Below are 12,888 nucleotides of genomic sequence, written 5' to 3'. Positions count from 1 at the left end.
CGCGCAATGCCCCTGCCCGCCCACGCAGCGGCCCGAGGGTGCGTGTCGGTACGCCGACACGCCGTATAGCGTGGCATTCCGCGCACCTTCGCCGTTGGGGCGGAGACCGGAATGAAGAAGAGGCGGCCGACCACGCAATGTATGACCACGCCAACTACGACCCGACGGATCCTGCCGACATCGGCTCACGCCTCGATCCGGTCCTGGCCCGCAGTTGGCTACTGGTCAACGGCACTCACCCCGACCGGTTCGAGGCCGCGACGCGGTCTCGCGCCGACATCGTCGTCCTCGACATCGAGGATGCGGTGGCACCCAAGGACAAGGTCAGCGCCCGCGACAACGTGGTGAACTGGTTGTCCGCCGATAACAACGACTGGGTCCGGATCAACGGCTTCGGCACGCCCTGGTGGGCCGAGGACCTCGCGAAGCTGGCCGACACCCCGGTCGGAGGTGTGATGCTGGCGATGGTCGAATCGGTGGACCACGTCACCGAGACCGCCAAGCGGCTGCCCAACGTGCCGATAGTCGCGCTCGTGGAAACTGCCCGCGGATTGGAACGCATCACCGAGATCGCCGCGGCGAAAGGCACCTTCCGGCTCGCGTTCGGCATCGGGGACTTCCGCCGCGACACCGGTTTCGGTGAAGACCCGACCACCCTGGCCTACGCGCGGTCCCGCTTCACGATCGCGGCGAAGGCAGCCGGTCTGGCCAGCGCGATCGACGGGCCGACCATTGGTTCCAATCCGCTGAAGCTCATCGAGGCGACGGCGGTGTCCGTCGAGTTCGGCATGACGGGGAAGATCTGCCTGTCGCCGGACCAGTGCGCCGTGGTGAACGAGGGTTTGTCGCCATCGCAAGACGAGATCGGTTGGGCCAAAGAGTTTTTCGCCGAGTTCGAGCGCGACGGCGGCGAGATCCGTAATGGGTCGGACCTGCCGCGGATCGCGCGCGCCACCAAGATCTTGGACCTCGCCCGCTCGTACGGCATCGAGGCGTCGGTGTTCGAAGACGAGCAGGTGCATTCGCCAGCCCCGTCAGACACGTACCACTACTGAACAATGATGGCCACTACTGAACAATGAGGCCACTATTGAACAATGAGGCCACTATTGAACAATGAGGCCACTACTGAACAACCAGGCGTAACCTCGGCTGTAGCCATGAGTCCCAAGCGTGCAGTCCGGGTGGCCCGGATTTACGACGAGCCTGATGCCGACGACGGCCAACGGGTGCTAGTTGATCGCATCTGGCCCCGCGGCATTCGCAAAGATGATCCGCGGGTGGGTATTTGGCGCAAGGACATCGCCCCGTCGAAGGAATTGCGGGAGTGGTACCACCACCAGCCCGATCTGTTCGACGAATTCGCGACCCGCTACGAGGCGGAACTGGCCGGTGGCCCGACGCTGGACGAGTTGCGCGCCATGGCGAAGCACGGTGCTGTCACGCTGGTCACTGCGAGTCGTCACGTGGATATCAGCCACGCGACCGTGTTGGCGAAGCTACTCCGGAACCGCTGAACGTCAGCCGGTGATCTCGGCGAGCGCCCCGGCAGTGTCAAGATCGGCGTAGGCGGCCGAATACCGTTGTGCCAGAGCAATAGCGATGTCCGGGCGTTGCCAGAGCTCGCCGGCACTAGCGGTACATAACCAGATCGCCAGGCCGTGCGCGACCGATGCCCGGTATCGCAGCCAAATCTCCTCGGCTCTGGGCAGCTCGTCAGCGGGCAGCCCCAGTGCGGCACGGTATAACTCGAGCAGTCCGCGTTCACTGCTGCGACGGTCCTCGATGGTCATTGCGCCCTGCAGAAAATAACCAAGATCCAGCGACCAGTTGCCGCGGCGGGCGACCTGCCAATCCAAAAAGCCGACCTCACCGCCGGGCAGCAAATAGGTGTTGCCGATGTGTGGGTCGCCGTGCAGCAGCGTCTGCGGGGAGGTGGTCAGCGTCCTGATGTATGGCTTCCAAATTGATTCGATGAGTTCTTCGATGGTCAGGGCGTGCACCGCGGCGGGCGCATCGTCCCCGAGACTCTGCTGCGCTTGGTGCAGTGGGGCGTATTGCATACCGTCCCATGGCAGGAACGGTTCCAGCCAATTCAGGGCGGGCTCACGCAGCCCACGCTCGCCCCAGTACTTTCCGTGCATCCGGGCCAACCCCTGCACGCCGTTGGCGACCTGCTCGGCGGACAGCGGCCGAGTGGCGTCACGCGGGTCGGCGCCGCGTGCGGTGAGATCCTCCATGAGCAGCACGAAGTCGTACTCGTCCTCGTCGATCAAAGCGGTGTAGACGCGGGGATGCTCCAGCGGTAACTCGACGCCGCAGGTGAACAGCCGCGGTTCGTGGAACATGCCGCTGGTCATGCGAATCATCTCTTTGTGAGCCGGATCGGCGGCCTTGGCGAATACCGTCGCGGGCCCGTCGCCGGCGGCATAGGTGAGGTTCAGCCGGGCCCGGCGGTTGGTGCCGTCGTCGCGCTCTGCCACGGCGACCGCCGCGACCGTGCAGCCCGGATGTTGCGCGGCCAGTGCCGACGTCATCCACTCGGGGGTGATGTCATCCCAGGTTTTAGGTACCGACAACGAAGCGGTCACCGCGGGTCCTTTCGTCACTGGCGGGATACGACACGTATCGTTTCCTATGTGACCGTAGCTCAACCTGGCCGCCCGCGCGATAGACAGCTTGATGACGCTATCCTGGCAACCACCCGAGAGCTGCTGGCGGCGGGCAGTTATGCCGCGCTGTCGATGGAAAGTGTTGCCGCACATGCCCGAGTGGGGAAGAAGACGCTGTATCGGCGCTGGCCATCCAAAGCCCCTCTGGTCGCGGACGCGGTCTTGGCGGCTTACGGGGGAGCGGGTTCGTTTCCGGTCGCCGAGACCGGGGATATTCGCAAGGACCTGGGATCTTGGCTCGAGGAGCACGCCGATTTCCTGGCTGACCCAGCCAATGCTGCGCTGGTTCGGGCGCTGGTGGCGGCAGCGGCGGCGAATTCGGCCGATGGCGTGGCGCTGTATCAGCAGTTGAGCGCACCGCAACACGACGGTGTTCTGGCCCGGCTTCGTCAGGCCGTGCAGGAGGGTAAGATTCGCGCGGATGCCGACCTGAACGCCGTCGCCGACGCGGTGATCGGCACGCTACTGCTGCGAGCGTTGACGTACGGCAGCCAGCCGGGATTCGACGGATTACTCGATGCGCTGCTGACGGGATGCGCCGTTCAGTAATCGTATTCCGCGAGAGGTGTCTCGACAGTGCGCTGCGATCCGTCCAGCGACATGGCGGCGGGAACCATTTCGCTGGTGACGAGTCCGTGTCGTGAGGTCAGTTCGTCGACAATGTCGAAGCTGCGGGCGATGGCTTCCGGTGTGTCGACGATGATCGTGGTCAGCGGGACCCTGCGCGCCAGCTGAAACAGCTTGTCTCCGTGCGGCTCATGGTCACCATGGAAGCCCCAGATGCCACGCAGTACGGTTGCGCCGCGAGCTGTTTCGGATTGCATCAGCCGGTGCACGACCGCACGGTGAATCGGTTGCGACTCACCATGACCGCCGTTACCGGTGTGCACCATCAATTTCTGCCACAGCGTGCGGCCCTGGCTGTCGGTTGGAGGTAGTTCCTGGGGGCGGGCAAACAGCTGGCCGTCGCGCTTGCACAGCCGCACCCGTTCGATGGTCAGCAACGGACGCGGCAACAATCCGGCAAGTTCGATTGCCGCGGCCGAAACCTGCGAAAGCAGCCCGATCGCGATGATCATCTGCGGAACATCGACATTGCGGCCGAAGAAGCGGGCCCGGCGGCGCTCCCCGTATGCAGTCCCGTCAACACCGAGAAGCACGGTGGCGCCGGCGAATTGGTGCCGATGCAGGAGGTCGCAGATCCTGACGTGCGCCGGCCTACCGGCGATGCGCACCTGGCGGCCGACGTAGATGGTCAGCTTGGCGGCGTCTCCGGTTCTGCTGTCGATGTCGTTGAGGGTGTCGGTGCCGCTGGCTGAAGTGATCAGCCGGGCCCGCTCCAGCGTCACCAGGCCGCGGCCGGTCATCGCGGTGACGTCGTCGACCAGCGATCGGATCTTCGATTCGACGTCGACGGCGGCAATGGTCGCCGGCGGGTCCTCGGACAGGCTCAGCGACCGGTCGGTGCGCAGATCGCCTTTGGGCCCGAAGCTGGCGATGCCGCGCATCATCACGCTGGTTGCCACACCGCGGGCACCGAACAAGTCCAGCATCGCGTCGGCCAAGAACCGCCTAGGTTCGCCGACGCAGCGCTGCCGCTCACCGAAGTACGCGGTCAGTTTCAGGCTCTGCTCGCTCATATCAACCCCGCAACCCGCTGACCCAGCACTACGGCCGCCAACCCGAGGCCGATGCTGACCGCGAGGTTGGCGAACGCCGCGAGAAGTTGCCGCTCTTCGCTGAGGCGCTGGGTTTCCAGCATCCAGGTGGAGAAGGTGGTGTAGGCACCGACGAACGCGGTGCCGACCAGTAGGGACACGTCCTTCGGCAGGGCCAGGCTGCTGAGGAAGCCCAGCAGCGCGGCACCGGTGATGTTGACCGTGAGCGTGCCGAACGGGAAACCGCGGGCGATCCGACGGGCGACGGAGCGGTCCACCAGGAACCGGGCCACCGATCCGAGGCCGCCGATGACCATGACGCCAAGCCACACCAGGACCGTTGTCATCGGATGCGCACTCGGCGTACCAGGGCCGTGGCCAGGTATGCGGCGACCAGGCCGAGGGCGATGCTGACGATCGTGTAGCTGATGGCCAGCACCCAATGGCCGTGTTCGATCATTCTGACCGTCTCGACCTGCATGGTCGAAAAGGTGGTCAGGCCCCCGCACAATCCGGTGCCCAGCAGCGGGCGGCGATAACTCGAGAGCGGCAACCGCTCCAGTAAGCGGGTGGTGAAGTATCCGACCAGGAACGCGCCCACGATGTTGACGATGAACGTCGGCCACGGCCACCGAGCTGGGTCCGGAACAGCGAGGGTGGCCAGCCCGGCTCTAGCCAGGGAGCCCAGCGCGCCGCCGGCGAAAATCGCGGCTAACTCTCGATAGTCGGGGCGCGCCACTGGTGTGTTTCCTCCCGTATGCGAACCGTGCGCCTAGCAGCCTAGGGCGGGGTCGCGGGATGTGGGCAGAATTGGTAACCATGGCCAACCCGCGAGCCGGTCAGCCGGCGCAGCCCGAAGACCTTGTCGACCTGTCGCACCTGGTGACGGCGTACTACACCGTCGAACCCGACCCCGAGGACGTGGCTCAGCAGGTGGTGTTCGGCACCTCGGGCCATCGCGGCTCGGCTTTGAACGGCGCGTTCAACGAACCCCACATTTTGGCGATCACACAGGCCATCGTCGAGTACCGCGCTGCACAGGGCACCACCGGCCCGTTGTTCATCGGCCGTGATACACACGGGCTTTCGGAACCGGCATGGGTGTCGGCGTTGGAGGTGCTGGCCGGAAACGATGTGGTGGCCATGATCGACGCCGGCGATCGCTACACGCCCACACCGGCGATCAGCCACGCCATCCTGACCTACAACCGCGGCCGCACCGACGGGCTGGCCGACGGGATCGTCGTGACACCGTCGCACAACCCGCCGCCCGATGGTGGTTTCAAATACAACCCGCCGCATGGCGGTCCGGCGGACAGCGATGCGACTGGGGCAATCGCCAACCGCGCCAACGAGATTCTGCGTGACGGATTATCGGCGGTTCGACGGGTGCCGTGGGCGCGCGCGATGGCCTCGGTGCAGCGGCACGACTATATGGGCGCCTACGTCGACGACCTGCCGAATGCGGTGGACATCGAGGCCATCCGATCGGGGGAGGTCCGCATCGGCGCCGACCCGCTGGGTGGGGCCAGCGTGGACTACTGGGCGGCTATCGCTGATCGGCACCGCCTGGATCTGACGGTGGTGAATCCGTTGGTCGACGCAACATGGCGATTCATGACGCTGGACCATGACGGCAAGATCCGGATGGACTGCAGCTCACCGGATGCGATGGCGTCACTGATCGGCAACCGCGACCGCTACCAGATCGCCACCGGCAACGACGCCGACTCCGACCGGCACGGCATCGTCACCCCCGATCAGGGCTTGCTGAACCCGAACCACTACCTGGCCGTGGCGATCGACTACTTGTATACGCACCGTCCCGGGTGGCCGGCGGGGATTGCAGTCGGCAAGACCGCCGTGAGTTCTTCGATCATCGACCGGGTGGTAGGCGGGATTGGCCGCTCATTGGTCGAGGTGCCGGTGGGCTTCAAGTGGTTCGTTGACGGATTAATGAGCGGGACAATCGGTTTCGGTGGTGAGGAGTCGGCGGGGGCGTCGTTCCTGCGACGGGACGGTTCGGTGTGGACCACCGACAAGGACGGCATCATCTTGGCTCTGCTGGCGTCCGAGATTCTGGCAGTGACCGGCCGGACGCCCTCGCAGCGCTACTCGGAGTTGGCATCGGAATATGGTGCGCCGGTGTACGCGCGGGTGGATGCGCCGGCCGATCGGGAACAAAAGGCGCGGCTGTCACGGCTATCTGCGGAGCAGGTGAGCGCGGTTGAGCTGGCGGGGGAGCCGATTGTGGCGAAGTTGACTACCGCGCCGGGCAATGGCGCGCCCCTGGGGGGACTGAAGGTGACCACAGCCAACGCGTGGTTCGCGGCCCGGCCCTCGGGTACCGAGGACGTCTACAAGATCTACGCGGAGTCGTTCCTGGGGTCCGAGCATCTGGCCGAGGTGCAGACAACGGCGCGGGAAGTGGTCAATTCGGTCATCGGGTAGCCGGCTGGTCAAGTCACATCATTGCGCTCTCGCCGAGCCTCCTACCACCGGCTTTGAACCCATGTTGGCAGTGGTGTAGCTTCGATGGGCACGACATCTTGGGGCTATGGCGCAGCTGGTAGCGCACCACACTGGCAGTGTGGGGGTCAGGGGTTCGAGTCCCCTTAGCTCCACAAGCAGAAATCCGTTCCGACCTCTGCCAGAACGGCTTTTGCCGTTTGCGGGGGAGGGCCTGGTGCGGCCCGAATGTCCTAACTCTGTCCTACCGCGCCGAAACACCACCTCGAGACACGCATGGTTTCTTCTCCGTGGATCGCGGATCTATTCAGTGGCGGGCAGGTTGTCGAGCCATCCGGCCAGTTCTTGGGGAGTGCGCGGCAGAAATGTGTCGAACACCGCCAACTCCCGGCTACCCGCCAGCTTGTCCCGCGCAGCCTTATCGGCGAACACGGCGTCTGTGTAGGGCACCGCGATGCTCATCGCGTCGATGTCGTGAATGTCATTCGTCGTCCAGTCGTGCTTGTTGTTCTTGTGGTAGGCCGCCTTCAGCGTCACGGCCACGCGTGTGGATGGCATGCGGTCGGCGAAGTCGCGAAGATTGGTGCGCTCGTACGCCAGCAGCTTGCCGATGGACGTGTTCATCGCCGTGGTCATCTGGTTGAGCTTGTCACCTAGCTCGATCTCGAGCTCCCTGGCGTTGACAACGTCCCGCAGCCGTCCCTGCCGGTACTTCGGCTCGATGTCGAGTTGTCCGACCAAGTAGCGCTCCTGCTCGGCGCGCTTTTCCTGAACGTCGCGCCACACCCGGGGGTTATAACCAGCGGCGAGGAGCTCAGGGTCAGCTTCGTCTTCAGGTCCGGCGAGCAACTCGCGCTCCGCCCACCGGTTCAAGGTCGCCATCGGCTCGGCGCCGGGCTCGATGCCCATCTGCTCGCAGGCGTGCTTTGCCATCGCGTCGGGATCCGGCGCGTTGGTGACTAGGCCGCCCTGCTTGCCGAATCCCCACAACACGCTTTCCCCAATGAGTGGGATGGGCTGCCCGTGCGGCTGAATGCTCACCCCCGCGATGTCGTTCAGCGCGGTCTCGAGCTCGAGTTCCTGGATGTACGGGCGTCCGAGCAAGTAGGTGAACCCGCTCAGCTCCTCCATCATGGCGACCCGTTCACGACGTAGCTTTGCCTGCCGGATGTCGCAAAGCTCGATCACGTGGCTGGTGGACAGCGGGAACACTGCCCGTCCGTCGTTGCGGGCTCGCCGCACCGACGGCAACAGCACGTCATAGCCGGTCGGGTTGTTCCTTCCCGTTGCACAGTCGGAAAGGTTGATGTAGGCGAACATGTCCATGTAGACAATCGCGGGTGGTCTACTCGGTACGTGCAGATCAGTGGGCCAGAGGATATCGGAGCGGATCTGGTACGTCGTGCCCATGGCTGAACAACCTTCTTTCTCACATCAATGACCCGAATCGACCGTCCGCCATGGTCCTCCTGGTCGCCAACTGCCCGCAAACCAAATTCAGCCGGTGCGTGTGCCTAGCGCCTGCCCTGTGTGTCGCCGCGCGGCACAAGGTGCTGTTGGAACTCGGACCTACGCGTTCGCCGAAAAACTCGCGGATGCGGCGGTGAGCCGGTCGTCGGTCACGCGCCCGTAGACGGCCTGAGTCATGCGCTCGGTATGGCCGTGCCAGGCGGCGACCACGTCGGCGGCGATGCCCGCCGCGCGCATCCGAGAGATGTTTGAGTGCCGCAGCTTTCCGAGCGTGATCGCCTTGAGGCCCGCCGCCTTGCACTGCGCGGCGAACTCGCGGCTGTAGTCGCGGACCGGCAGCGGCGTGCCATCGGCTCGCGAGAGCAACAGATCGGCGTCGGCCAGCGGTCGGCCCACGGCCAGGCGTTCGCGCAGGTGCACCGAACGCATGGCCTTGATCATCGCCAACTCGCGCGGCGGCACCGGCAGATCGCGTGCGCTGCGGTCGGTTTTGGTCGGCACGATCATGTCGCGTCCGTTGACGTCCACGCGGGCCTGTCGGATGCGCAGCGTGCCGGTCTCAAGGTCGAGGTCCGACCAGCGCAGGCCGCCGACCTCCTCGCGGCGGAGCCCGAGCAGCGTGAGCGCGAAACACCCGGCGAGCCGTTGCGCGGCAACGTGATCGAGGAACTTGCCCATCTGCTCGGGCGTCCAGATGTCCTCGGCGGCAGTGGCGGTCACGGCCCGCTGCTCGGGCGATTCAAGGTCAGCCGAGGGGTCATAGGTCAGCCAGCGCATCCGCTTGGCGTGCACCATCACCGACTTGAGTCGAACAATCGCGCGGCGCTTGGTGGCCGGTGCCAATGCCTTGCCGCCCTTGCCGGTCATCGACGCCGACCAGTCGGCGAGCGCGGCGGGCGTGAGCTTCTGGACCGGCACAGCGCCGAAAGCTCGGCGGGCGTAGGCGAGCGACTCGCGGTCAGCGCGCACGGTGTTCGGGCCGATAGACGAGTCAGCGGCGCGCAGCTTGAGCCAATGCTCGGCCACCTCATCGAACGTCTGGCTCGACTTGGGTGCCCACGTCGCCGCGCTCCACTGCTGGCGCTGCTCGGTCACCCAATGTAGAGCCTCGCCCTTGGTGCGAAACACCTTGGTAGGCCGAACCTGCTTGCCGGTCACGGGGTCGGTGCCCAACGTGGGCCGGGCGCGCCACCCCTTGCCGCCGGGTAGGCGCTTGATCGAGCTATCGGTGCGCTCGCCGCGCTGCCGGTCTTCAGTGTCATCGGTGCTCATCGGTCGGTCTCCTGGTCGGTAGTGGTGGGAACCAGTGGTTCACGCTGGCGGCGAAGTTCGTCGGGTTTGAGCAGACCGGCGTGCTTGCACCGCTTGATCCACCCCTTGACCGTGTCGTCGGAGACATCACGCCCGAGCGCGTCAGCGGCGCGGTCGGCGACGCGGCGATACACACCACCCCCGAGCACGCTTTCTTCGCGTGCCCACACCGCCACCTGCGCGAGGAACTCGGGCGACAGCGAGGGCCGACCGACGCGGTTCGCGCTCGATCTGGTCGGCGCGGCACCCGGAGGCGCGTGCTTTGCCATGGCATCGATAACGCCGTCGGTGAAACGAAACCGCTCGATCCAATCGTGACCCTCGGTTGTGCCTGTCGCCGTGTCGAGTGTCTGTCGCAATTTCGTAGCTGCGTTGGCGGATTCGCCGGTGTCGTGCAGCGCCGCCGTGCGCGCCAGCCGGGCAGTGTTCACTCGACGCAGTGTGGCCGACGTGATCGGCACGCCGTCAACCGAGGTCACCCGCAGGTCGGTGATGACCGGCCCGTCGGCGGTGTTGCGCCATGCAATCTCGTAGGTGTGCACGTGATCGTGGCACGTGATCGTCACCGGACGTTCGGCGTGGGCATCCACCTCGACCCCGACCACCTCACCTGCCCGGCGCGGTGAGTAATTCCGCTTGGTCCCACTCATAGTTTCTAACCCTAGACGAAGCATGACAAAGGTGCAAAATAGACACCATGTCAACCACAACTGCCCCGGCCCTGCACACATTGGATGAATTGCGCAGTGGCCCACCGACTCTCAGCATCGGGCAGGCCGCGCAGTATCTCGGCGTGAGCCGCGCCTACGGCTACGCGATGGCCCGCGAGGGTCGCCTGCCGACGATCAAGCTCGGCGAGCGCCGCGTGCGGGTGCCCGCGCTGGCGCTGCTCAAGATGCTCGGCGGCGAGGACGCCTGACATGGCGACACCCTTTACCCTCGTGGGGGACCACGACGCCGAGGTACTACCCGCGCCGCTGGCCGAGGCTGACGCCAAACGGCTGGACGACCGTATTCGCCGGATGGCTACGGCCACAGGCGAACACGCCGCCAAGCTGGCCGATCTGGTCGCCGAGGCCAAACGCGGCCAGGTGCACCGGGCGCTCGGCTTCACAAGCTGGCCCGCCTATTTGGCCGACCGCCTTGCGCCCCTGTCCGCTGCGCTGACCGGCGATATCCGCCGCGAGGTGGTCGCGCTGATGGCAGGTGAGGGCATGTCGCAGCGGGCCATTGCGGCGGTGACCGGCGCGTCGCAATCGACCGTCTCGCGCCATCTCTCAGGTGATTCATCTGAATCACCTGATGACGCGGGCGCCGACGAAGGCGTGCCCGAGCCGCCCCCGGCGACCGTCACCGGCCTTGACGGCAAGACGTACGCCAAGCGCAGGACCGCGCACGCCGTGCAACCGCTCAATGGGACGTTCCGGCGGCGCTTGAACGCCAGCCGCGAGGCCGTGATCAAGCTGTGCAAGATCGCCGAGTCGGACAGGTTCGACCCCGCCAGCCTCGGCGAGGACGCCGATGCGATCCGGTCGCAGATCGACGCCGCAATATCGGCCCTGACCCAGGTTCGCGTGCGGCTCGAAACCCATTGGGGCGGCGAGGTGACCTTGCCCGAACCGACCGCACCGCCCGGCTGATCGACCCGAAACATGCGTGCGCCCCGCCAGATTCACCAGTCCGAGCGGGGCGACTTACCGAGATGAGAGGCAGCCCGACCAGTGACCGCCAAAGCTCACACTACCGCGATTAACAGCAGTCCCTTTGCGAAGGAACCAGCCGCAATCAAGCGTGCGAGGGCCGATCAGGCTCGCGACGACCACGACCAGCGAGCCGCTGACCAATATCGAGCGCGTGACGCGGCGACCGCCTCGGACTGCGCGACAGCGGCAGCGGATGCGATGGCCGACCTGCGCCGGGTGATGGCCGACAACGCCGACACCCTGACATCGAGCGGCGTCCTGGGCCACGTCGCACGGTTCGCCGACGCACGCAGCGCTGAGCGGTACGCGACCACGTTCGGGGTGCTTATGCGCACGGTGCTGGCCGTGCCGCCCCAGGTGGTCCTGCCGCCGATCATCGGCGGCGAGGTATCGCTGAACATGCTGCTCACGGTCGTCGGCGGCAGCGGTGCCGGTAAGGGCACCGCCGATAAGACCGCCGCCGCAGCCGTGCGCCTGTCGGTCGGCGGTCACCGCACGGTGCCGTCGCTGCCCATGCTGCCGGTCGGCACAGGTGAGGGAATCAACCGGACCTACGCGCACGCCGAGCGCGACAAACTCGGCAGCGGTCAGGTGGCGCTGCGCTGGCACACTGACCGCGCCCTGTTCGGCTGCCGTGACATCGCTACGTTCGACGCTCTGACGGCACGCCAGGGCTCGACGTTGGTCCCCGAGCTGCTCAAGGCGTACATGGGTGAGGAGCTGGGTTTCGCTAACGCCGAGAAAGATCGGCGTGTCATCCTGCCGATGCACACCTACCGGCTGTGTCTGTCGGCGGGCGTGCAGCCCGATAACGGCATGGTGCTGCTCAACGACCAGGCGCAGCGTGACGGGGTGCCGCAGCGGTTCATCTGGACCCCCGTCCGGCCCGGTGTCGCCCGACCGCGACGACGCGCTGACGCTACGCCGGTCGATCCGCTGACCGTGGTGGTGCCCGACTTCGGCATCGACCCGATGACGTTCGATGTCGGCGACGACGACGCCGACGTCTACGAATCCGCTGCGCGGCCACTGGTGCCCATCGGGGTCGCGTCGTCCATTGCTCAGCAGATCATCGACGCCGACGCGGCCAAGGACGCCGACCCGTTCGGGCGCAGCGCCGACCCGCTGGCCGGTCACCGCCTGCTCGCTCAGCTCAAGGTCGCCGCCGCGCTTGCGGTGTTGCACAACCGGACCTACGTCGGTCCCGAGGACTGGCAGCGGGCGGAACGGCTGATCGAGGTTTCGTCGGCGGTGGCCCGCGTCGTCGGCGCCGAGTCCGGCTCGGCTGCTGAGCGTGACGCGGTGCGACGGGGACAGATCGATGGGCACCGGCTGGCCGCTGCCGACGATGCCCGGCACGCCGCCGCGCTGCACACCGTGATGAACCGCGTCACCCGATACCTCGGCGAGCAAACCACTTGGGTCTCGCAGGGTGCGGTGACCCGTTCGGTAACGGGGAAGATGCGCCGTGACCTCCCCGACGCGCTGCTGGCGCTGCTCGGTAACGGCACCATCGAGCGCCGCAAGGTCGAACGCGCTGCTCAAAACGTTATCGAGTACCGGATAAAGGCGCCTGACCGTGGGTGAGGGGTTGGCACCCTTGGC

14 protein-coding genes and 1 tRNA gene are annotated in these 12,888 nt (G+C 66.1%); 8 read left to right on the top strand and 7 right to left on the bottom strand.

Translation table 11 applies throughout. The features are described 5' to 3' along the window. Nucleotides 1-137 precede the first annotated feature (137 nt). The gene (locus tag A5636_RS17860) at nt 138-1,055 is read left to right on the top strand and encodes an HpcH/HpaI aldolase/citrate lyase family protein (RefSeq protein ID WP_065159976.1); all 918 of its coding nucleotides are present in this window, start codon (nt 138-140) and stop codon (nt 1,053-1,055) included. A 105-nt stretch (nt 1,056-1,160) separates the two neighbouring features. Next, nucleotides 1,161-1,517: a DUF488 domain-containing protein gene (locus A5636_RS17855; RefSeq protein WP_065159975.1), complete on the top strand. Its 357-nt coding sequence runs from the start codon at nt 1,161-1,163 to the stop codon at nt 1,515-1,517. 3 nt (nt 1,518-1,520) lie between these two features. Here the strand turns inward: A5636_RS17855 and A5636_RS17850 are convergent, their stop codons facing one another. Then, entirely contained in the window at nt 1,521-2,537 is a 1,017-nt protein-coding gene (locus A5636_RS17850; RefSeq protein ID WP_065160026.1) for a phosphotransferase, read from the bottom strand. A 102-nt stretch (nt 2,538-2,639) separates the two neighbouring features. Between A5636_RS17850 and A5636_RS17845 the strand changes: the two genes are divergently transcribed. After that, nucleotides 2,640-3,221 carry a TetR/AcrR family transcriptional regulator gene (locus A5636_RS17845; RefSeq protein ID WP_065159974.1) on the top strand — a complete coding sequence of 194 codons (582 nt, stop codon included), beginning with the start codon at nt 2,640-2,642 and terminating at the stop codon, nt 3,219-3,221. Here A5636_RS17845 and A5636_RS17840 read toward each other — a convergent pair. Genes A5636_RS17840 through crcB (A5636_RS17830) form a run of 3 tightly spaced genes read right to left on the bottom strand, consistent with a single transcriptional unit; the run spans nt 3,215 to nt 5,069 of the window. Beyond that, complete coding sequence (locus tag A5636_RS17840) at nt 3,215-4,312, bottom strand: DUF190 domain-containing protein (RefSeq protein ID WP_065159973.1); 1,098 nt, start codon at nt 4,310-4,312, stop codon at nt 3,215-3,217. The genes A5636_RS17845 and A5636_RS17840 overlap by 7 nt on opposite strands. Then, on the bottom strand, nt 4,309-4,677 hold the full coding sequence (gene crcB / locus A5636_RS17835; protein ID WP_065159972.1) for a fluoride efflux transporter CrcB: 369 nt from the start codon (nt 4,675-4,677) through the stop codon (nt 4,309-4,311). The genes A5636_RS17840 and crcB (A5636_RS17835) overlap by 4 nt, the downstream gene beginning before the upstream one ends. Further along, complete coding sequence (gene crcB / locus A5636_RS17830) at nt 4,674-5,069, bottom strand: fluoride efflux transporter CrcB (protein ID WP_065159971.1); 396 nt, start codon at nt 5,067-5,069, stop codon at nt 4,674-4,676. The genes crcB (A5636_RS17835) and crcB (A5636_RS17830) overlap by 4 nt, the downstream gene beginning before the upstream one ends. Nucleotides 5,070-5,149: 80 nt before the next feature. Between crcB (A5636_RS17830) and pgm the strand changes: the two genes are divergently transcribed. Both pgm and A5636_RS17820 read left to right on the top strand, forming a co-directional pair. Next, nucleotides 5,150-6,781, top strand: a complete 1,632-nt coding sequence (pgm, locus tag A5636_RS17825; protein WP_065159970.1) for a phosphoglucomutase (alpha-D-glucose-1,6-bisphosphate-dependent) — start codon at nt 5,150-5,152, stop codon at nt 6,779-6,781. Between the two features lie 100 nt (nt 6,782-6,881). Then, nucleotides 6,882-6,954 (top strand) — tRNA-Ala (locus A5636_RS17820). 148 nt (nt 6,955-7,102) lie between these two features. Here A5636_RS17820 and A5636_RS17815 read toward each other — a convergent pair. The 3 genes from A5636_RS17815 to A5636_RS17805 all read right to left on the bottom strand — a co-directional run bounded on the left by A5636_RS17815 (nt 7,103) and on the right by A5636_RS17805 (nt 10,230). Further along, the gene (locus tag A5636_RS17815; protein WP_065159969.1) at nt 7,103-8,209 is read right to left on the bottom strand and encodes a hypothetical protein; all 1,107 of its coding nucleotides are present in this window, start codon (nt 8,207-8,209) and stop codon (nt 7,103-7,105) included. A gap of 159 nt (nt 8,210-8,368) precedes the next feature. Further along, nucleotides 8,369-9,541, bottom strand: coding sequence for a tyrosine-type recombinase/integrase (locus A5636_RS17810; protein WP_065159968.1), 1,173 nt, complete (start codon nt 9,539-9,541; stop codon nt 8,369-8,371). Then, nucleotides 9,538-10,230 (bottom strand): hypothetical protein, encoded by a 693-nt coding sequence (locus A5636_RS17805; protein ID WP_065159967.1) that lies wholly within the window; start codon nt 10,228-10,230, stop codon nt 9,538-9,540. The genes A5636_RS17810 and A5636_RS17805 overlap by 4 nt, the downstream gene beginning before the upstream one ends. A gap of 47 nt (nt 10,231-10,277) precedes the next feature. Here A5636_RS17805 and A5636_RS17800 point away from each other — a divergent pair, with 47 nt between their 5' ends. From A5636_RS17800 to A5636_RS17790, 3 genes are all read left to right on the top strand, one after another. After that, entirely contained in the window at nt 10,278-10,499 is a 222-nt protein-coding gene (locus tag A5636_RS17800) for a helix-turn-helix transcriptional regulator (RefSeq protein ID WP_065159966.1), read from the top strand. A gap of 1 nt (nt 10,500) precedes the next feature. Beyond that, on the top strand, nt 10,501-11,220 hold the full coding sequence (locus A5636_RS17795) for an ArsR family transcriptional regulator (protein ID WP_065159965.1): 720 nt from the start codon (nt 10,501-10,503) through the stop codon (nt 11,218-11,220). An 81-nt stretch (nt 11,221-11,301) separates the two neighbouring features. Further along, nucleotides 11,302-12,870 carry a hypothetical protein gene (locus A5636_RS17790; RefSeq protein WP_065159964.1) on the top strand — a complete coding sequence of 523 codons (1,569 nt, stop codon included), beginning with the start codon at nt 11,302-11,304 and terminating at the stop codon, nt 12,868-12,870. The last annotated feature ends 18 nt before the right edge of the window (nt 12,871-12,888 follow it).

Source organism: Mycobacterium asiaticum, assembly GCF_001673315.1.
GTDB classification, from domain to species: Bacteria; Actinomycetota; Actinomycetes; order Mycobacteriales; family Mycobacteriaceae; genus Mycobacterium; species Mycobacterium asiaticum_B.
This window is presented reverse-complemented; position numbering and strand designations above follow the sequence as displayed.

Excerpts from the sequence above, each read along its gene's own strand:
- A5636_RS17800 (WP_065159966.1), top strand. The coding sequence starts at position 10,278 with ATGTCAACCACAACTGCCCCGGCCCTGCACACATTGGATGAATTGCGC.
- A5636_RS17855 (WP_065159975.1), top strand. The coding sequence starts at position 1,161 with ATGAGTCCCAAGCGTGCAGTCCGGGTGGCCCGGATTTACGACGAGCCT.
- A5636_RS17805 (WP_065159967.1), bottom strand. The coding sequence starts at position 10,230 with ATGAGTGGGACCAAGCGGAATTACTCACCGCGCCGGGCAGGTGAGGTG.
- pgm (WP_065159970.1), top strand. The coding sequence starts at position 5,150 with ATGGCCAACCCGCGAGCCGGTCAGCCGGCGCAGCCCGAAGACCTTGTC.
- A5636_RS17815 (WP_065159969.1), bottom strand. The coding sequence starts at position 8,209 with ATGGGCACGACGTACCAGATCCGCTCCGATATCCTCTGGCCCACTGAT.
- crcB (WP_065159972.1), bottom strand. The coding sequence starts at position 4,677 with ATGACAACGGTCCTGGTGTGGCTTGGCGTCATGGTCATCGGCGGCCTC.
- A5636_RS17860 (WP_065159976.1), top strand. The coding sequence starts at position 138 with ATGTATGACCACGCCAACTACGACCCGACGGATCCTGCCGACATCGGC.
- A5636_RS17810 (WP_065159968.1), bottom strand. The coding sequence starts at position 9,541 with ATGAGCACCGATGACACTGAAGACCGGCAGCGCGGCGAGCGCACCGAT.
- A5636_RS17840 (WP_065159973.1), bottom strand. The coding sequence starts at position 4,312 with ATGAGCGAGCAGAGCCTGAAACTGACCGCGTACTTCGGTGAGCGGCAG.
- A5636_RS17795 (WP_065159965.1), top strand. The coding sequence starts at position 10,501 with ATGGCGACACCCTTTACCCTCGTGGGGGACCACGACGCCGAGGTACTA.
- A5636_RS17850 (WP_065160026.1), bottom strand. The coding sequence starts at position 2,537 with ATGACGTCGGCACTGGCCGCGCAACATCCGGGCTGCACGGTCGCGGCG.